The organism is Robiginitalea insularis, from assembly GCF_052497835.1.
In genome coordinates, this window is record NZ_CP199296.1 from 745,144 (window position 1) to 762,621 (window position 17,478).

Genomic DNA, 17,478 nt, shown 5'->3' on the forward strand with positions numbered 1-17,478 from the left:
CTGACCTTTGATTCCCCTTAATAGGTCTTCAAAGTAAACCCAAAGGTCAGGAACTGGTCCTCTTCCTTTTGATTGGCTATCACAACGCTCTCAAATGTACGCAGGTAATTGATCTTGAAATTCAGGAATTTCCAGACGGGCAGTTCCAAACCCAGGTCGGTTTGCCAGCGCCAATTATCCCCTTGCTCCAGAGAGGGCTGGAAATAACTTTCATGGGTAATTATTAGTCGTTTCTTAAATAGTTGGTACCTTCCATTTACCCATAGAGTAGCCCTCCAGGTATTTATGGATTCACTCCCGTCATATGCGGAGCGGTTAAAGTCTGTTTCGTTAAAAGTGGTTTGTTCGTATTCACTGGTAAGGGAAAATTTGAGCCAGTCCTTTTTATTCTGGAAAAGTTGAAAGGTCACCCCTGCCCCAACCAGCGAGCGCAACTCTATTTTCCGCCGGAAATTGGTGCTTATAAAACCCAGCAGAAGCGGATAAACCTTACGGTCCGGATTCAGATACAGGAAATTCAAACTCAGAATGTCCTCATCTGCCTTGGACTTTCCGAACTCCTGATAAACATAGGAATTCTGGGTCTTAAAGACCCACTTCTTCCAGGGCACAAAGCTTATGTCGGATTTCGCCCTGAAGATCAGGGTTTCCACATTCCCGCCCTGCCAGAAACCGGTCAGGGAAAGCCTGGCTTTAAATTTCAGGGTGTCGCTCTCATTGATTTGAGCACTAAGCAGGATGGGGGAAAGAATTAAAAAATACAGTAGTTTTCTCATCTGGCTTTCTAACAGGATATTTATGGGATTTCGGCAGCCGTCCCCCAGTATTGCCCTGAGTTGCCTGCAAGTTTATGAATTTTTTCAAAAACCCTTGTTCATGGCAGCATTATCAAAGCATTTTGCCAAAGGCTCAGATACCCCAAACTGCTTTGAATAGTTTAAAATCCGAATAAATTAATTGTAGTTTTATAGATAGTCACCGTATAGACTTCCATGCCCCTTCGTATCCCAATTAAACTGCGCCCATGTTATATATAATCAGCGGGGCCTCCCGCTCCGGGAAAACCCTTATTGCAAAGAAATTACTTGCCAAAAAGGGATTTACTTATTTATCCCTGGATTGGCTGGTAATGGGCTTTACCAATGGCATCCCTCAGTACGGCATCCACGACAAGCTGATGCCCGATGAGATTGCCAAACGGGCCTGGCCCTTTCTGAAGGCCATGATGGAAAGTATGATCTATGTAGGCACAGATTGTGTAATCGAAGGAGAGGCTTTACTTCCTGAATTAATGGTGGAACTCAGAGACCGTTACCCGGACGAACTGAAGATGTGCTTTCTGGGCTACACAGAAATTGCCATTGCCAAAAAAGTCCGTGAACTGAAATCTTATAAGCCAAAGGGAAACGATTGGCTCCTTGAAAAGCCGGATCATTATATAACTGATCATGTGCAAAACATGATTGGTTTTAGTAATCAGATTAAAAAGTCTTGCAGGGAACATTCAATACCCTATATAGATACCTCGCTTGATTTTAACAAGGCTGTGGATGATACCGTCCTTTACCTGCTCGGCTAATAGAAAAAATAACCACACTCCACTGAAGAAAGTATGAATAAGCTCATATGAAAATTCTACTTTTCTGTTCAGCCCTACTTACCGTCCTTTAGGCGGGTTATACGAAAAAGCAACACATGGTAATCTGGATCCATATGAATGCAAATAAACCTGATGGCGACGCCACCCCTGTAACCAAATCCCTTTAAAAACGTCTAATAGGGGAAACCAACTTTCTGAAACTATGAAATCCATCTTTGTGAATGCTGGCGAAAAGAGATTACGCGCCGGTTGGCGAATCCTCCTTTTTCTACTGCTCTTCTTTTCTTTTTCCTCCCTGATATTTCTGGTTAAACCCCTTTTGGGGGAAATGACCAAAAAGGCCTATATGGAAAATTACAGGCTGCTGATTGTATCCCTGCTGGCTTTTGGAGCGACCCTTTCGGTCTGGGCCTCCAGAAAATGGTGGGACAAAAAATCCTTTATATCCCTAGGGCTGAAATGGGGCCGCCGGGCCGTGAAAGACCTGCTTTTCGGCTTCCTCCTAAGCGCAGCAATGGCAGGGGTTTTCTTTTCAATCCTTTTCTTTTCAGGCCTGATAAAGTTTGATGGAATTGATTTCCACAGTGGCTTCGGGACTACCGACCCATTTGACTTTGTACAATTTATGAGTATTCTCTCGGTTGGTTCCCTGGCCCTTCTCCTGCTGGAGCACATCCTGGTTAGCTTTTGGGAAGAACTGGTCTTCCGCGGATATTTGTTTCAGAATATGGTGGCAGGGATGGGACTGAACCTGGCCGTATTGATCTCCTGTATACTCTATGGGCTGATCCATGCCACCAACCCCAATGCCGGCCTCTTGTCTACACTGATTATTGTAGGGTTCGGCTTCCTCAGGCTCTACGGCTACCTCAGCACCAAAATGCTTTGGTTATCCATGGGGATGCATATTGGGTGGAATTTTTTCCAGGGGCCAATTTTCGGTTTTGGAGCAAGCGGACATAAGAGTGCAACCCTTTTGCAGCATACTTTTGTCTCCGATAAGGAGTATCTTACCGGCGGAGCCTTTGGCCCGGAAGGCAGCATTCTGATCCTTCCGATCCTTATTGCCGCCTTGCTGGTAATGAGATGGTACGCCAAAAAGACCTCTTTAAAATGATAAGGTGAAAGAATACCTGTTTAAATCTGAGCGGCTCGGATTCCGTCCATGGGGAGATGAAGATTTAAAGGCGTTCGCTCAGATCAATGCGGACCGGAGGGTGATGGAATATTTTCCCGAGCCCCTAACAGAAGTACAGACCACAGCCTTTGTAGCCAAACAGCAAATCCAACTTCTCACCCATGGCCATTGTTATTTCGCGACAGATGTTCTTGAATCACGAGAATTTATAGGCTTTATTGGACTTTCCCATCAGGAATACACATCCCCCTTTACCCCCGCTACCGATATCGGGTGGCGCTTAAAAAAGGAAGCCTGGGGGAAGGGGTATGCAACGGAGGGGGCCAGGCGCTGCCTGGAATATGGTTTTAAACAGATCGGCCTGACGGATATCATTGCTGTATGTCCTGTTAAGAACCTACGATCCGAAAACGTCATGAAGAAGATTGGGATGGAAAAAAGAGGCACCTTCAGCCATCCCGGTTTAAAAGATTATCCCGATCTTGAAAACTGTGTCTGTTACGGGCTCTATAGAAAAGAATGGCAGAAAAGCAGCTAACCGAAAATCAGGCCTGAATCACTGCAGTAATTAAACTGATTTTATGACAAAATTATTTCGGGCCCTGCGCCAGCGATTGCTTTCAGAAAACAAATTCCGAAATTACCTCCTTTACGCCATTGGGGAAATCATCCTGGTTGTAATCGGGATCCTGATTGCCTTATCGATCAACAACGCCAATGAATTTCAAAAGGAGCGAAACGAAGAACAGGTATTGCTCCGGCAGCTACTCGCTGAATTCAACAGCAATCTGGAACAACTGGACCAAAAGATTGAAATACGCAATGGAATGATGCAGTCTGTCAAGCAATTTATGAGGCTGATAGACCACCCGGAACTGCGGAATAAAGACAGTGTAGATATGCTGATTGCAAAGACCTTACCCTATACCACTTTTGACCCTATTATTAATGACCTGGGCAGTTCCGGGGAGCTGAAGTTGATCCGGGATACCGAACTGAAACAGGCCCTGACCCGATGGAGTTCCAACATTAAAGATGTGATGGAAGAGGAGGAAATATGGAAATACTACCGCAATGAACTGTATATGCCCTTTTTGATAGCGCACTACCAGTTCAGGACCCTGAGGAACAAGGCCATGAAAAATAATCTCCTGGAGCAGTATTCCATAGACCTGGATAAGGGTACCCTGCTCTATGCAGATGATGAAATAGGCCCCTCACAACATGAGGAAGATTTCAATGCGCTTTTGGACCACCCGGACCTGGAGGACCACCTCTCCAGGTGTTTCAGCATCAATAAATGGTCTAATGTACAGTCCCTGATCTTACGAAAGAGGATACTTGAAATTATCGGGTTGATCGAAGGGAATTTAAGCGATGAGCAAGGGTAAATTTCGAATCCTTTACGACCCGCATTACCTCCTGCAGGAACTAGTAAAGAAGGGCTTCCCGGATAGCGAGGCCTCTTTATAGCGCTTCAATAAAAATGGAGTTTCCCAAGCTGGGAGAAATCTACTATATTTAATACAAGGCCAATCTTTGGTATTGGTGTTTTATAACCGGGCTTCAGCCCCAAACCTTTATCCGGGTTGTTCATTCATTTTATAAACCGCTTTATGAGAAAATTCATCGCATATTTTTTATTAATCGGCTTTTCGACAGTACTTAGTGCGCAGGGACAGTGGAACTATAATGAGCACCCGGCAGAATCAGGATGGGATACTACCAAAATAAGAGAGTTCAATCGCTACATTATAGACAGCACCAAAGTCACCGGTTTGGTCATCGTTCAAAATGGGGAAATAGTTTTTGATTACGGGGATATTCGCGAGAACAGTTATATCGCCTCCTGCCGCAAAAGCGTCCTGGCCATGCTCTACGGCAAGTACGTTGAGGACGGCACCATACAGTTGGATAAAACCATTGAAGCCCTGAAATTAGATGATGTGGAGGGGATCCTTCCCGTAGAAAAGCAAGCCAGCATACAAGATTTGATCTCGGCGCGATCCGGGGTTTACCACCCGGAGGGCTACCCCGGCGGGATGCAGCAATATGCCCCGGAAAGGGGTTCGGTAAAGCCCGGGGAATACTGGTTATACAGCAACTGGGATTTTAACGTGGCCGGATATGTCTTTGAACAGGAAACCGGGAAAAACATCTATGACGAAGTGGAGGTGCAATTGGCCCGACCCCTTCAGATGGAAGACTGGGACCGCAGCCTGCAGCAAAAACAGGGCGATACCACTATTTCCAAATACCTGGCATACCCCATGTGGTTTTCAACCCGGGATATGGCACGCATAGGCCAGCTGATGCTCAATCGTGGAAAGTGGAATGGCGAGCAAATAATATCGGAAGACTGGGTGGACGAAATGCTGGCACAACGGACCACCTACCAGGAAATCAACTCCAACGTACCTGTTTTCAGGGATACGGGGGTGAACTTCGGATACGGCTACATGTGGTGGCTGTTTGAGAACATGGGGGATGAGCGATTTAAAAACGCCTATGCAGCCCTGGGGGCCATGGGGCAGGCTATTGCCGTATACCCGGAAATAAATGTAGTGGTGGCCTATAAAACAAAGGCGGCCTACCGCAGGGTCAACAGCGGGCAGGTGCGGATGAACCTGCTCCTGAAGGCAGCTCAAATTTATGACCCGCAGTTTTAATTCTTAATTCCTTATGAAGTACTTTCAGCTTTTTCTGATATTGCTAGTTGCCCTAAGCTGTAAAGAGCAGGCAACAAACCAAACCGATAAAACTGTTGTTCCCGTCCAGGTAGAACTGCAGACGGAAAAGGGCAACATTGTTTTGGAACTTTCGGACAAAACTCCGCTGCACCGGGATAATTTTATTAAAATAATACAGGAAGGCCGGCTGGACAGCATGCTGTTTCACAGGGTGCTGGATGGCTTTGTTACCCAGGCCGGGGAATACGACAGCCTCAGATTAGCCCGTATGGACAGTGCGCAAATGCAGGCACTGGATTATCGCATCCCAGCAGAAATAGATACATCGCTTTTCCATAAACGAGGTGCCCTGGGTGCAGCCCGCACCGCCAATCCGGAACGGGCCTCTTCCTCCCTGTCCTTCTATATCGTTCAGAGGGGGCCGCGGCCCGATAGCCTGATCAATCGGGATGAAGAGCGGATCAACACCTGGTTGCAACAGCATTTTTTTCTCAATGCACCTGAAAATAAACAATGGAAAGATTCCCTGAGCCAAGCTGAAGCTGATGAAGACCGGGAATTATTTCTTAGGCTAACAGACACTATCAACACCCTGGCTGAACCCTTTGAATTTATGCCTTACCGAATACCGGAAGCGCATCGGGAAGTTTACCGAACCCTTGGGGGTACCCCCCATCTGGATCAGAATTACACGGTTTTCGGGGAGGTAATCAGCGGGATGGAGGTGGTGGATTCCATTGCCAGGGTTCCCGTTAATGAAGCCGGGAGGCCGGCAAAAAACTTATACATTCTCAAAGCACGAATTATCTCCGGAGAGGAGTGATTACATCGGTAGGGGGAAGCAGTTTAATCCTCATATTGAAGAACAGAAGTCCCCGGCAAAGGAAAATTCCCTAAATTTCATACTAAACAACGTCGCTAACCATTTAATAATCAAAGTATGAAATCTCTCCGTCTCGAATTCAAATGGGCCCTGATCTTCATTGTCATGTCCCTGCTCTGGATGCTGCTCGAAAAACTGAGTGGCCTGCACAGCACGCATATCGATATGCATATGTACCTGACCAACCTCTTTGCCATTCCGGCTATTATTGTCTATGTCCTGGCCCTAAAAGACAAAAAGAAAACAGATTACAACGGGCAGATGAGCTACAAACAGGGTTTTATTTTCGGTCTTATTACAACCCTCATCATCACGGTGTTTGCTCCTTTAACACAGTGGGTTACCTCAACGGTCATTACCCCGGAATACTTCCCGAATGTAATCGCACATTCCGTTGAAACCGGCTATTATGCTAACCAGGAAGAAGCTGAAGCCTTTTTCAACCTTAAAAGCTACATGGTACAAAGCACCATTTTCACCTTTGTGATGGGGGTGGTTACCACCGCAGTGGTTGCCATCTTTGTACGAACGAAATCACAAACGTAACGCCCCGGGAGGAGCGTCAGAGGTAAGCTGCCCTCGCGTTTATGTTTTACAAAAGGCAGCCTGCTGCTTCGGATAAAATTTAACCAGGGTAAATAGTTCCTTTCCGGGAAACTCAAGCTTCCATCTATTCCTCTAATCGTCCTTCTGTATTGCCGTAAAGAGGGATTCTTCGTATATTTAATAGGTACCTGTTTCATTCACAGCACTATATATTATAACAAAAAGGTCATTCCGGCCTGAAAAACTATTTGGAATGTCAATCAATAGCAAAAGAATTATAAGTTGGGTGGTCTTTATTCTGGCTGTGCTAAGTATTCCCCTGTTGGCCATGCAATTTAGTGAGGAAGTGCAATGGTCGCCTGTGGATTTTATGATAATAGGCGGAGCCCTTGCCTTTATCGCTTTTGCCTATGAATTTATTTCCCGGAAATCCAAACATCGATTATTTCGGATTGCATGTGCATTAAGCCTGGTATCCGCTTTTTTGCTTTTCTGGGTCAACGCTGCCGTTGGAATAATTGGAGCTGAAAACCAGGATGTAAACCTGCTTTTTGCAGGGGTTTTACTGATCGGCCTGAGCGGGGCAGCCATTTCTGGTTTAAAGCCCCTCGGAATGCGCAACACCTTGTATGTGATGGCCGCAGCACAGATGCTTATTCCGGTTATAGGCCTGATGATTTGGCCGCCATCGGAGATTTCGTGGTCACCCGGGATTCTCGGAGTATTTGTTTTCAGCGGTTTTTTTGCCTTGCTTTTTGCAGTCTCCGGGCGATTGTTTCATAAAGTTGCCAAAGACATAGCTGGCGTGGACAGCGCTATAGTGTGAATAACTTTTGAACCTAATTTTACAAAATAGTATGGCAGACCATAGCAGGGTATACAAAATGTCGTTTGCGGGGGTATATCCGCATTATATAACCAAGGCCGAGAAAAAAGGCCGGTCACAGGAGGAAGTAGACCGGGTAATCTGCTGGCTCACGGGTTATGACACAGAGCAACTGCATTCACAAATTGACAAAAAGGTCAGTATGGAAACCTTTTTTGAGGAGGCACCGGAACTCAACCCCAATGCTTCCAAAATTACAGGGGTTATTTGCGGGCATCGGGTCGAGGAAATAAAAGAACCGTTGATGCAAAAAATCCGGTATATGGACAAAATTGTGGATGAGCTTGCCAGGGGTAAGGCCATGGAGAAAATTTTAAGGAGTTAATAGGACAAACCTTGGAAATGGCAGCTTTAAGCTGCCTGATCATAATAAAAAACATAATGAATCAAACAAAAACCTGGCCGGAGCTGGAATTCTCCAAAATACACGACACTTTGGAGACCCTGCACCAATGGATACAGATTGTCGGAAAGATACGATTGAAAACCATGCCCTGGCAAAACCATTCCTGGCATGTGGCGCTCTATGTAACCCCCACCGGCTTTTCTACCCATGGCATTCCCTACAAAGGACGCATTTTTCAAATCGATTTTGATTTTTTAAAGCACCGGCTATTAATACAATGTTCCAATGCCAGAGCCACCGAGATGGCTTTGTGCCCCAGGACTGTTGCCGATTTTTACCGGGAGCTTTTTGAACGTCTGTCTCAATTGGGTATAGATGTAAGCATACATCCCCACCCCAATGAAATGGAGCCGGCCATTCCTTTTGCAGAAAATACAGTCAATAAAATATACGACCCGGAAGCTGCCTATACCATCTGGCAGGCCATGCTAAAGGCTAACGAGGTGTTCAACAAATTTCGGTCCCAATTTATAGGAAAGGCGAGCCCTGTACATCTGTTCTGGGGCGCCTTTGACCTGGCTGTAACCCGTTTTTCCGGTAACCCTGCCCCCCTGCACCAGGGAAGCATGCCCAATATGCCTTCTGAAGTTATGCAGGAGGCTTATTCACAGGAAGTAAGCAGTGCCGGGTTCTGGCCGGGCTCCAAAGACTTTCCGGAACCGGTTTTCTATTCCTATGCCTATCCGGCCGGCGAGCGATTCGCCGGGCAAAAAGTTTCGCCGGAAAGCGCCTTTTACAGTGAAGACCTGGGCGAATTTCTTTTAAAGTACAGTGATGTTGTGGCCTCGAAAAATCCGGACAAGACCCTAATGTCCTTTTTGCAGAGCACTTATGAAGCAGCGGCTATTACCGGCAACTGGAACCGGTTAAAGCTGGAGAAAGAACTGTAGCGTATGTAATTATACATAAACTAAGAAATCAAAAAGGGCCAAAACAGTAACGCTGAATTGGAGGGAGGCTGACCTCTTTTGGCCAGAGAACATTCATCTGATTTCCAACAAAGCTTTCTTATTGACCATAGCTGCATTTAATTGTTGTACCTTACTGAAAACCAATTAATAAACAAATATGAAAACTACGTTTACAGTGTTAGTTGCATTATTACTGATTATGGCCTGCGCAGAAAAAAAAGAAAAACCAGCTGAAGATGCCATGGAAGAAGCTCCTTCCATTGAAGGGGCCTGGGAAATGTCTCATGCAAAATGGGAAAGCCCGGATACCACCAGTTACTGGAAGCCCCACAAAAGTATTTACATCTTTACTGATAAATTCTACAGTGAGGAAGTGGCCCGCTATGAACGGCCTTCATGGGCAGAACTGGAAGAAGGGGAAGAACGAAGCATGGATGATATTAAAAATGCCTATCAGGGGTTGATATCGAACTCCGGCACTTATGAAATTATTGGTGATTCACTGATACGCTATGCAATGGTTGCCAAATCTCCCAATTACATGAATGACAACCCCCGCAGGGCCATGCATGTTACCATTGAAAAAGATTCTGTTTACTTTACCAATACAAGGGAGGACGGTGTACAGACTATGGTCCTGAAAAGGCTGCAATAGGCCGGTTCTTCTGGAGTTTATTGGCTTGTGGAAACTAGAGGGTATACACCAGACGGAATGTCACGAAGCGCGGTTGTATAAAGGTCTCCGAACTGAATACAGACAGATTATTCGCGCTGTTACGGACCTGTGAATCTATATCCAGGATGTTGGTGGCCCTGATTTCGTATTCCCATTTGGCATCCCGGTCCTTGCGATATGAAAGGGTGGCATTCCAGGTCTGGAAGGATTGCGAATTGCCGTTACCCAGGTCCTGGTTGGTATAGGTGTAATCGCTGCGCAGCGTAACTTTTTTCCAGATATAGGCATCGAAATCAATGGAAGGGGCGTTGGTGATAAAGGTAGTTTCCCCCCCACCCTGGTTGTTGTTGGTGACGCTGTAGCGGTAACGCAGGCTGATATTGGGGGCGATCTTGAAGTTCGTCCGAAGCCCCGGAGTGTAGGTCTGTGTGAAGCCTTCATTAAGGGACTGCTGGCCCTGAATAAACTGGTTGATTTTACTATAGTTAAAACTTGCATTCAGGGTAGCCCGTACCTTGCCAAAGGTCCGCTGTATCCGCCCGAAGAAGTTGAAGTTTTCGTCTGCAAAACTTGAATTGAAAAAGGTACTGGTTCGGATAACACTTTCAAAATTTGTCAGGCTCCTGATCTGGTCAATATTGCTGGAATAAGCCGCCCTGGCGAATACATTGGTATAATTAAACAGGTTAAAACTACTGTAAAACAAGCTTACATTATGGGAAAGCGCATTCTGCAGGTCGGGTTCCCCGAACTGAATACTGTTGAAATTATTCAAAACCAGTCCCCTGGCCAGACGGGTGACGTCGGTAAACTGGTTACGCATTTCGTATCTCAGGGTAAGCGCCTCACTTTTTTTCAACTGCAGGCGGGTCTCAAAATCCGGTAAAAACCTGAAAAAATTATCTGTAACCGTTTCTCCGAACTGTATATTCTTGTTGCCGTACGCATGGGCGGAAAAGCCCGGGGTTATGGTAAAGATTCCTGTTTTTACACGATAGTGCACCCCCAGGTAAATATCGCTGAAATTGTATTCGGTATCATTAACGGCCAGTCCGTCATTAAATGTTGGGGTGGGCTCAAAAGTAGACCCATCCTCCAGGAATTGGAAAATATCCGAATTGAACTCCTGCCTGCTCAAAATGGTTCCCAGGGTCAGGTTTAAATTGCTTTTGGTGTTCAGGATATGGTAATAATCCAGTTTGGCATCCAACTGATTGGATTTAATCTTCCTGTTCTGTCCCAGGTCATATGCATTCAGGCTTGTATCCAATCCAAGGGCCTCTGCAGTGGTATCGAATGCATCCGGCCCGGCGGGGTCGTTCACAAGAACCGCGTTGTAGAAAGGGTCTTCATTCCTGAGGAGGTGCTGCGCCTCCAGGGCGAAAATATTATTTTCATCCAGGGTGTAATAGTAATTCAGGTTTTGATTGATACTGTAAGGGGTAACCTCATCCAGTTGCCGGGTGTTTCCTATTACCGATGAAAACACGTTTTGATTTTGCCCGTCGTTGGAGATACGAGCCAGGATGTCGTAATCCATTTGATTGTTCAGGTTGGGCTGGTAAGAGGCGCTTAATTTTAACAAGCCCTGGTTGGACCGCTCATTACTGGTCTGCTCAGTAGCCTCATCGGGAATGCCCAGTTCCGGGTCAGTATATTGGATAAAACTCGTTTCCCTGGAAAGGATCCTGCTGCTGTTATAAATAAAAAAACCGCTTAAATCCAGGGCGGCATTCGGGGAATAGCTAAAATTGGCCGTACCCAGTTTGTTCTCAATTTCAAGGGCGTTAGCCTGATTTGTCAGGAAACTAAGGCTGTTATCCCCAAGGTTGAGGCTGGTACCGCTGCTGCGGCTGGGAGAACGAAAACCCCCGCCAAAATTCCGGATATCCCTTCGGGTAAGGGCTACTTCCCCGGTGTTGTTGAAATCTCCTATAAAATTAAGGCTGTACTTCGGGCTGTAATAAAAAAGCTTCGGCTGCACCAAATAAAGGGCCTTTTCGGGCGAACTCCCGGTTCCTGCAGTCACATTACCAAACCAGAAATTTTCCTTCCCTTCCTTAAGCTTGATGTTCATGGCCACGTTGTCCTGGTTGTTGGTAACGCTTCTTAGCTGTCCTACTTCAGAATAATTTCGCAGGACCTGGATTTTATCGACTGCCTTTGAGGGAATATTCTTGGTAGCCAGTTTGGTATCCCCGTCGAAGAAATCCTTCCCGTTTACCATCAGCTTGTTTACCACCTTCCCTTCCACTTCAATTTGTCCGTCTTCATTTATCTCCACCCCCGGGAGTTTTTCCAGGACATCTTCCAGTTTCCGCTCCGTCCCATTCTGAAAAGAGTCTGCATTATAGACAATGGTATCTCCATTTACGGTTACGGGCATTTTGTAGACCAGTTCCACCTCGTCCAGCATATTTTCAGCCCTGAGGGTAAACTCCCTGTCCATATCACTCTCGCCCACCGTAATGATTTCCTTAAAGGTCTGCATTCCCACGTAACTGATCTGTATCTCGAAAGTTCCGTTTTTGGCCAACTGTAATTTAAATCTGCCGTTCTCATCGGTAATGCCATAGGATTCCAGCGCTTTACTCTGTTGATTGATCGCGATTACATTGGCGAGTTCCAGCGGAGTATTCAAGCTGTCCTGAACTACCCCCTCAAACTTTATTTGCGCCTGGCTGCTAATAGTGGCCAGGAGCAGCGCAATAAAAATAAGCTGTTTCATGAGGGTATGGAGGTAGTCTGTTTAAGGAAAATGTTGAGGGAATTCTATTAGCTGCGCCTTCTGCCCCTGTTATCCCTCATTTCCTGCATTTTGGAAATGATGGTGGCCCGGTAGTCCTTTTTGGTTATTTCTTTGCCTTTGTCCGGAGCTTCAATTTCTATTTTCTCCTGAGGATTCAGGGCAATTTCAGAGCACAACATGGTAGTGTTTCCGGCACTTACCTCAAGAATCAATCCGGGTAAGCCCCAGTATTCGGCCGGGCCATGTGAAACAGGGATTTGGGGGGTATACCAGGCTATAATCTGGGTGAGATCTACAGCGGGCTCTGAGGTTTCCCCTTCGCCCTCGGTCTGCTCATTTTGCCTCAGATCGCCCCAGGAGAAGTCAAACCAGGTCAATTCTTCTGTTGGGACCACCGCAGTAGCTTTAAAGCACATGTATTTGCCGATCTGCTTTGTTTCACTACCCATTACCCAATTGATCTTCTGCAATTCATCCTTAACCAGAAATCGCTTCCCGTAAAATTCCTGGCTCTGGACTAATTGATTCTCTTTTACATTTTTGTATTGTTCCCCTCTGGCGAAATTTTTTCCCCAGGAATCCGTAGCCCCGGACATGGCGTCCAGTTTGTCTTCTTCTTTAAAGACAGAAGCCTCCTTATTGAAACTCAGGGTGTAGGTCTTCTCCAGTCTATTTTTCAGTCGCGCATAGACCTGTTTTTTCTGCGCCTCACTCATGCGGGCTCCCCAGCTACCCAATTCCATGGTAGATTTGGAGTAGTATACCGCCCTTCCCTGAAATTCCTGAGTTTCAGGTTTGAGGGAAAAAAGGAGAATCAAAACGAAAAAACTGAATTTAAATAGAATGGCTTTCATGGAACTAGCTGGTTTATATAATGTTCAACGAATATAATTAAAGATTAAACATTATTACCCCTTGTTTATCAAAACATTAACACTAGAATAGGCTTCAAATAAGACCATCCTAAGGTGCTCCCCCGGATATCTGAAAAATATTATCCTTACATTAGAGGAGTACGCTTGCAGGCATATGACCCTTCACTTTATTTATTCAACTTTATTTCCATGAAAATCACCTCCCTGACACTCTTCTTTATTTTTTCCTGCTTGTTTTTGCAAGCCCAGACTACCTTGGAAAGATCACAAACCGAGACTATTAAAAAAGATGGCCGGGAAATACTTACTTATCGCCAAAAACCTTATTCCGGAGTGGTAACGGAAGCTTATACTTCCGGTAAACCAAAATCCTGTATAACCTTTGCTGAAGGTATAGCAACCGGGTCCTGGCAGGAATGGTATGAAAACGGCCGCCTGAAATTTAATTCTTCCTGGAAGCAGGGGAAGGGCCATGGCCTCTGGGAATATTATTATCCCAACGGACAAATCCGGCAGGAAGAATTCTATCGGATGGATATTCCCATAGGTATCTTCAGGGACTACTACAACAATGGGCAGTTAAAGGTTCGGTCCACCTGGCTGGATGGCAGGAAAGAAGGGGAATGGACTTATTACTCTGAAACCGGAATACTCATTAAGACCGAATACTATCGCGACAATGAGTTAATTGGTGTTGAGTAGTAATACCTACCTTATGCTGCTTCAGATGTGTCTTCTATAGGATGGAATTAAAAATAATTTCATCAATGATAATTGTCATGAAAGCTGGCAGGACGGGCTCTTACCTTTGTATTACCTTCAACTCTCCATTCTGAAAGCCCCCTTCCGGGTTAAATTACTATTGTACCATATAAAGAGAATTTACATGAAAAATCTGTTTACATTTTTATTGTTGTTTTGCTGTGTTCCCTGGGTATTTTCCCAGGCCGGGCATATTATGCAGGGAGTAGGATCCGTCAATATGTCTATGGGAGGAGCTGCCACTGCCCAACCCCTTGATATTTCTGGGGCCTTACACTGGAATCCTGCCAGTATCACGGCCTTTGACCAAAATCAGATCCGACTGGATATCGGCCTTTTCTTCTCCTCTCCAGAACTGCGTTCTACCGTTCCCGAATTTGACAGTAACGGCCAGCCCACCGGAAACTTTTTTAGCGGACGAACCGAGGATGACAGGGGGCTCTCGCCCCTGCCAGCCCTTGCCTATGTCATAGGCTCTGAAGCCAGCAAGCACCATTGGGGCTTCTCGGCATTCGGGATCAGCGGGTTTGGGGTAACCTTTCCTGAAAGCGCTTCCAACCCTATAAACATGCCTCAAAATATGGGAGGATTCGGACGTATAGAATCCGACTACAGCTTATTGCAATTGGGGGTTGCCTATGCCTATGAACTTTCAGATCAGTGGTCTGTGGGGATACAGCCAACTTTTAACTATGCCAGCCTTGAGTTGATCCCTAACCCCACTGCCAACCCAACAGGGGCAGGCTATCCCAGTACAGACAAAGCCTCCGCTTTTGGCTTTGGTGGTCAAATAGGGGTCTTTTTTGATAGTGGCAGTGGCTTTAAAGCCGGTACTTCTTATAAAACCACCCAGATTTTTGGCGCCTTTGAACTGGACAACACCTATCTGGATGGAAGCCAGTCAACCAATGAATTCACCATTGACTACCCGGCTATCTGGTCGGTTGGCCTGGGGTACTCCCTGGGACAGATAGACCTGGCCCTGGATTACCGCCTGGTTAATTATGAAAATACTGAAGGTTTTGACGCCACTGGCTGGTCCCCAACATTTTCTGTTGCCGGATTTGGCTGGGACAACATCAGTGTTATATCGGCTGGGCTACAGTACAAGCGTTTCCCGAAAGTACCCATTCGGCTGGGATATACTTACAGTTCAAATCCTATCAGCTCCGAAACGGCCTTTTTTAATATCCCGGCTACTGCCATCATAAAAAATGCCTTTCAGTTAGGTATAGGGATTGAAGCCGGTTCTCATTTACAGATTGACGGGGTGTTCCATTATGGATTTAGCGGAGACGCAACTTCCGGCCCGGTTTACAATCCGCAATTTATCGGGAACTTCCCTCCTTACGGCGCCATTCCGGGAAGTGAGGTTTCCTACGAAATGACTACTTCCATGATCATGTTCGGAGCACAATATAAGTGGTAAGCGCCTCTTCACATTCGTATAAAACCCCGGGAAATCCCGGGGTTTTTATTTTGTCCCATCAACTTTGGTGTGACCACATAAGAGCGGAAATAAATTTGGTATCTTTAAAAGACTGAATACCAGCCGATGCGTTCATCCATATTTATTTATGTCTTGGTCCTTTCCTTCTGTTCACTTACACTTTGTAAGGCGCAGGAAACGGCTGCATCCGCTATGCCTGCTCCGCTTTTTCAAACCGCGGATCCCCTGGCCCTGAAATTTGAATTTTCCGGAAAAGAATTGAAACGGGAGACTAATGACAGCACATACCTGAAATCAGACCTCTGGTATAAAATAGCAGATGCACCCTGGGACTCTGTGCAGGTAAAAATACGGGCAAGGGGTATTTTTCGTCGAAGTCAGTGTTATTTTACGCCCATCCGGATTAAGTTTAAGAAGCGGCGGGTAAAAGAGACCTTATTTTCAGATATCAAAAAATTAAAAGTAGTGCTGCCCTGTAAATTGGAACGGGGTAAGGATGATCTGGTCCTTAAGGAATATATGGCATACAAGCTCTATGAGGTAGTGACCCCCTACCATTTAAAAGCGAAACTCGCCCAAATTACCTATACCGAAGTCAGGGGAAAACGCACGAGGGACCACCAGCTTACGGGCTTTTTGATAGAAGATATGGACAACCTGGAAGACCGCAGCGGAGGCAAAGAAGTAAAGAGACCCGTTCACCCGCGTCAACAGGATGATTATCACTCTGTGTTACAGGATTTTTTTCAATTTATGATCGGGAATACCGATTATTCTACCAGCAAATTGCATAATGAAAAACTCTTTTACATAGATGAAAAGATCCTTCCCATCCCCTATGACTTTGATATGTCTGGTCTGGTAAATGCTCCCTATGCCACCGTATCCAACACCCAGCGCCTGCCCAGGGACATCGGGAGTGTTACGGAGCGGGCCTATAAGGGTTATGACCGCGGAGCGGCCTTAAGGGAGCAGGTACGTAGCTATTATCTTGAAAAGGAAGCAGAATTGCTGGCTGTTGCCGACAGTCTGCAAGACCTCTTTGAGGACCCTCGGGAATATCGCAGTGCGCGAAGTTTTCTGGAATCCTTTTTCGAAATTCTCCGGGATGACCAACAATTTGAGCGTTATTTTATAAAATATTTGCGCACTGATTAATTCACCGGAGCCGCAGGTTCCAAAGCAAAATATAGCGGGGATACAAGCGCGGTTTTCTGCGTACTTTGTACCTTTATTTCCCTGTAGTTTAAACATGCTAAAAAAATATAAATTCCGGTTGCTTTTGCTGACTATTTTACCCCTGCTAATTATTTTAGGATGTTATTGGGTTATAGAAATTTCAAGCAAGAACAGGGTTTTCGACAGCCTGGATGTGGTTCCCTATAACAAGGTGGGAATAGTGCTGGGTACCGCAAGGCACCGTGTAGAGGGTGGTATCAATCCCTATTATCAGCACCGTATTGATGCAGCCCTTCGGCTGTATAAGGCCGGGAAAATATCCTATATCCTCGTTAGCGGGGACAATGGCAGTGTATATTACAACGAACCCAATACCATCAAAAAAGACCTTATTGAGGGTGGGATTCCCGAAACCCGAATTTTTCTTGATTACGCCGGGTTCCGCACCCTGGATTCCATGGTGCGGGCCAAAATAATTTTTGGCCTGGACTCGGCAACGGTAATTTCCCAGGAATTCCACAATGAACGGGCCATTTTCATTGCCCGAAAAAAGGGCCTTGCCGCAGTGGGCTTTAATGCCCGGGATGTAGAGGGCAGCCAGGGGATTCGGGTACATACCCGGGAATACTTTGCACGCGTTAAGGTTTTCCTGGATCTGATTTTTAATACTCAACCCCGTTTTTATGGCAATCGTATCCGGATTGAGTAAGTCTAAATCTTTTGTATT

18 protein-coding genes are annotated in these 17,478 nt (G+C 45.8%); 15 read left to right on the top strand and 3 right to left on the bottom strand.

Going from position 1 to position 17,478, the window contains the following annotated elements; translation table 11 throughout:
- Positions 1-17: 17 nt before the first annotated feature.
- Positions 18-776, bottom strand: coding sequence for a DUF481 domain-containing protein (locus ACT6NV_RS03415; RefSeq protein ID WP_445385869.1), 759 nt, complete (start codon positions 774-776; stop codon positions 18-20).
- Between the two features lie 248 nt (positions 777-1,024).
- Between ACT6NV_RS03415 and ACT6NV_RS03420 the strand changes: the two genes are divergently transcribed.
- The 11 genes from ACT6NV_RS03420 (at position 1,025) to ACT6NV_RS03470 (ending at position 9,715) form a co-directional block, all read left to right on the top strand.
- The gene (locus tag ACT6NV_RS03420; protein WP_445385870.1) at positions 1,025-1,579 is read left to right on the top strand and encodes a hypothetical protein; all 555 of its coding nucleotides are present in this window, start codon (positions 1,025-1,027) and stop codon (positions 1,577-1,579) included.
- A 223-nt stretch (positions 1,580-1,802) separates the two neighbouring features.
- Positions 1,803-2,717 (top strand): lysostaphin resistance A-like protein, encoded by a 915-nt coding sequence (locus ACT6NV_RS03425; RefSeq protein ID WP_445385871.1) that lies wholly within the window; start codon positions 1,803-1,805, stop codon positions 2,715-2,717.
- A gap of 4 nt (positions 2,718-2,721) precedes the next feature.
- Entirely contained in the window at positions 2,722-3,276 is a 555-nt protein-coding gene (locus ACT6NV_RS03430; RefSeq protein ID WP_445385872.1) for a GNAT family N-acetyltransferase, read from the top strand.
- A gap of 43 nt (positions 3,277-3,319) precedes the next feature.
- Positions 3,320-4,129, top strand: a complete 810-nt coding sequence (locus ACT6NV_RS03435) for a DUF6090 family protein (protein ID WP_445385873.1) — start codon at positions 3,320-3,322, stop codon at positions 4,127-4,129.
- Between the two features lie 225 nt (positions 4,130-4,354).
- Positions 4,355-5,407 carry a serine hydrolase domain-containing protein gene (locus ACT6NV_RS03440; RefSeq protein WP_445385874.1) on the top strand — a complete coding sequence of 351 codons (1,053 nt, stop codon included), beginning with the start codon at positions 4,355-4,357 and terminating at the stop codon, positions 5,405-5,407.
- Positions 5,408-5,420: 13 nt separating this feature from the next.
- Positions 5,421-6,251: a peptidylprolyl isomerase gene (locus ACT6NV_RS03445; RefSeq protein ID WP_445385875.1), complete on the top strand. Its 831-nt coding sequence runs from the start codon at positions 5,421-5,423 to the stop codon at positions 6,249-6,251.
- A gap of 117 nt (positions 6,252-6,368) precedes the next feature.
- Positions 6,369-6,857, top strand: coding sequence for a DUF4199 domain-containing protein (locus tag ACT6NV_RS03450; protein WP_445385876.1), 489 nt, complete (start codon positions 6,369-6,371; stop codon positions 6,855-6,857).
- A gap of 253 nt (positions 6,858-7,110) precedes the next feature.
- Positions 7,111-7,683 carry a hypothetical protein gene (locus ACT6NV_RS03455; RefSeq protein WP_445385877.1) on the top strand — a complete coding sequence of 191 codons (573 nt, stop codon included), beginning with the start codon at positions 7,111-7,113 and terminating at the stop codon, positions 7,681-7,683.
- 31 nt (positions 7,684-7,714) lie between these two features.
- Positions 7,715-8,068 carry a DUF2200 domain-containing protein gene (locus ACT6NV_RS03460; protein ID WP_445385878.1) on the top strand — a complete coding sequence of 118 codons (354 nt, stop codon included), beginning with the start codon at positions 7,715-7,717 and terminating at the stop codon, positions 8,066-8,068.
- 56 nt (positions 8,069-8,124) lie between these two features.
- Positions 8,125-9,039 (top strand): DUF5996 family protein, encoded by a 915-nt coding sequence (locus ACT6NV_RS03465; RefSeq protein WP_445385879.1) that lies wholly within the window; start codon positions 8,125-8,127, stop codon positions 9,037-9,039.
- A 178-nt stretch (positions 9,040-9,217) separates the two neighbouring features.
- On the top strand, positions 9,218-9,715 hold the full coding sequence (locus ACT6NV_RS03470) for a hypothetical protein (RefSeq protein ID WP_445385880.1): 498 nt from the start codon (positions 9,218-9,220) through the stop codon (positions 9,713-9,715).
- Between the two features lie 34 nt (positions 9,716-9,749).
- Here ACT6NV_RS03470 and ACT6NV_RS03475 read toward each other — a convergent pair whose 3' ends face one another.
- Both ACT6NV_RS03475 and ACT6NV_RS03480 read right to left on the bottom strand, forming a co-directional pair.
- Complete coding sequence (locus ACT6NV_RS03475; protein WP_445385881.1) at positions 9,750-12,464, bottom strand: carboxypeptidase-like regulatory domain-containing protein; 2,715 nt, start codon at positions 12,462-12,464, stop codon at positions 9,750-9,752.
- Positions 12,465-12,511: 47 nt separating this feature from the next.
- Positions 12,512-13,339: a GLPGLI family protein gene (locus tag ACT6NV_RS03480; RefSeq protein WP_445385882.1), complete on the bottom strand. Its 828-nt coding sequence runs from the start codon at positions 13,337-13,339 to the stop codon at positions 12,512-12,514.
- 276 nt (positions 13,340-13,615) lie between these two features.
- On the opposite strand from ACT6NV_RS03480, the gene ACT6NV_RS03485 reads away from it, so the two are divergent.
- The 4 genes from ACT6NV_RS03485 to ACT6NV_RS03500 all read left to right on the top strand — a co-directional run bounded on the left by ACT6NV_RS03485 (position 13,616) and on the right by ACT6NV_RS03500 (position 17,460).
- Positions 13,616-14,062, top strand: coding sequence for a toxin-antitoxin system YwqK family antitoxin (locus ACT6NV_RS03485; RefSeq protein WP_445385883.1), 447 nt, complete (start codon positions 13,616-13,618; stop codon positions 14,060-14,062).
- 184 nt (positions 14,063-14,246) lie between these two features.
- Positions 14,247-15,551: an OmpP1/FadL family transporter gene (locus ACT6NV_RS03490; protein WP_445385884.1), complete on the top strand. Its 1,305-nt coding sequence runs from the start codon at positions 14,247-14,249 to the stop codon at positions 15,549-15,551.
- 126 nt (positions 15,552-15,677) lie between these two features.
- A complete protein-coding gene (locus ACT6NV_RS03495; protein ID WP_445385885.1) occupies positions 15,678-16,730 on the top strand; it encodes a hypothetical protein in 1,053 nt (350 codons plus the stop codon).
- Between the two features lie 124 nt (positions 16,731-16,854).
- Entirely contained in the window at positions 16,855-17,460 is a 606-nt protein-coding gene (locus tag ACT6NV_RS03500) for a SanA/YdcF family protein (protein WP_445385886.1), read from the top strand.
- Positions 17,461-17,478: the final 18 nt, after the last annotated feature.

Coding starts and splice junctions, on each gene's coding strand:
- ACT6NV_RS03415 (WP_445385869.1), bottom strand. CDS start 776: ATGAGAAAACTACTGTATTTTTTAATTCTTTCCCCCATCCTGCTTAGT.
- ACT6NV_RS03420 (WP_445385870.1), top strand. CDS start 1,025: ATGTTATATATAATCAGCGGGGCCTCCCGCTCCGGGAAAACCCTTATT.
- ACT6NV_RS03425 (WP_445385871.1), top strand. CDS start 1,803: ATGAAATCCATCTTTGTGAATGCTGGCGAAAAGAGATTACGCGCCGGT.
- ACT6NV_RS03435 (WP_445385873.1), top strand. CDS start 3,320: ATGACAAAATTATTTCGGGCCCTGCGCCAGCGATTGCTTTCAGAAAAC.
- ACT6NV_RS03440 (WP_445385874.1), top strand. CDS start 4,355: ATGAGAAAATTCATCGCATATTTTTTATTAATCGGCTTTTCGACAGTA.
- ACT6NV_RS03445 (WP_445385875.1), top strand. CDS start 5,421: ATGAAGTACTTTCAGCTTTTTCTGATATTGCTAGTTGCCCTAAGCTGT.
- ACT6NV_RS03450 (WP_445385876.1), top strand. CDS start 6,369: ATGAAATCTCTCCGTCTCGAATTCAAATGGGCCCTGATCTTCATTGTC.
- ACT6NV_RS03455 (WP_445385877.1), top strand. CDS start 7,111: ATGTCAATCAATAGCAAAAGAATTATAAGTTGGGTGGTCTTTATTCTG.
- ACT6NV_RS03460 (WP_445385878.1), top strand. CDS start 7,715: ATGGCAGACCATAGCAGGGTATACAAAATGTCGTTTGCGGGGGTATAT.
- ACT6NV_RS03465 (WP_445385879.1), top strand. CDS start 8,125: ATGAATCAAACAAAAACCTGGCCGGAGCTGGAATTCTCCAAAATACAC.
- ACT6NV_RS03470 (WP_445385880.1), top strand. CDS start 9,218: ATGAAAACTACGTTTACAGTGTTAGTTGCATTATTACTGATTATGGCC.
- ACT6NV_RS03475 (WP_445385881.1), bottom strand. CDS start 12,464: ATGAAACAGCTTATTTTTATTGCGCTGCTCCTGGCCACTATTAGCAGC.
- ACT6NV_RS03480 (WP_445385882.1), bottom strand. CDS start 13,339: ATGAAAGCCATTCTATTTAAATTCAGTTTTTTCGTTTTGATTCTCCTT.
- ACT6NV_RS03490 (WP_445385884.1), top strand. CDS start 14,247: ATGAAAAATCTGTTTACATTTTTATTGTTGTTTTGCTGTGTTCCCTGG.
- ACT6NV_RS03495 (WP_445385885.1), top strand. CDS start 15,678: ATGCGTTCATCCATATTTATTTATGTCTTGGTCCTTTCCTTCTGTTCA.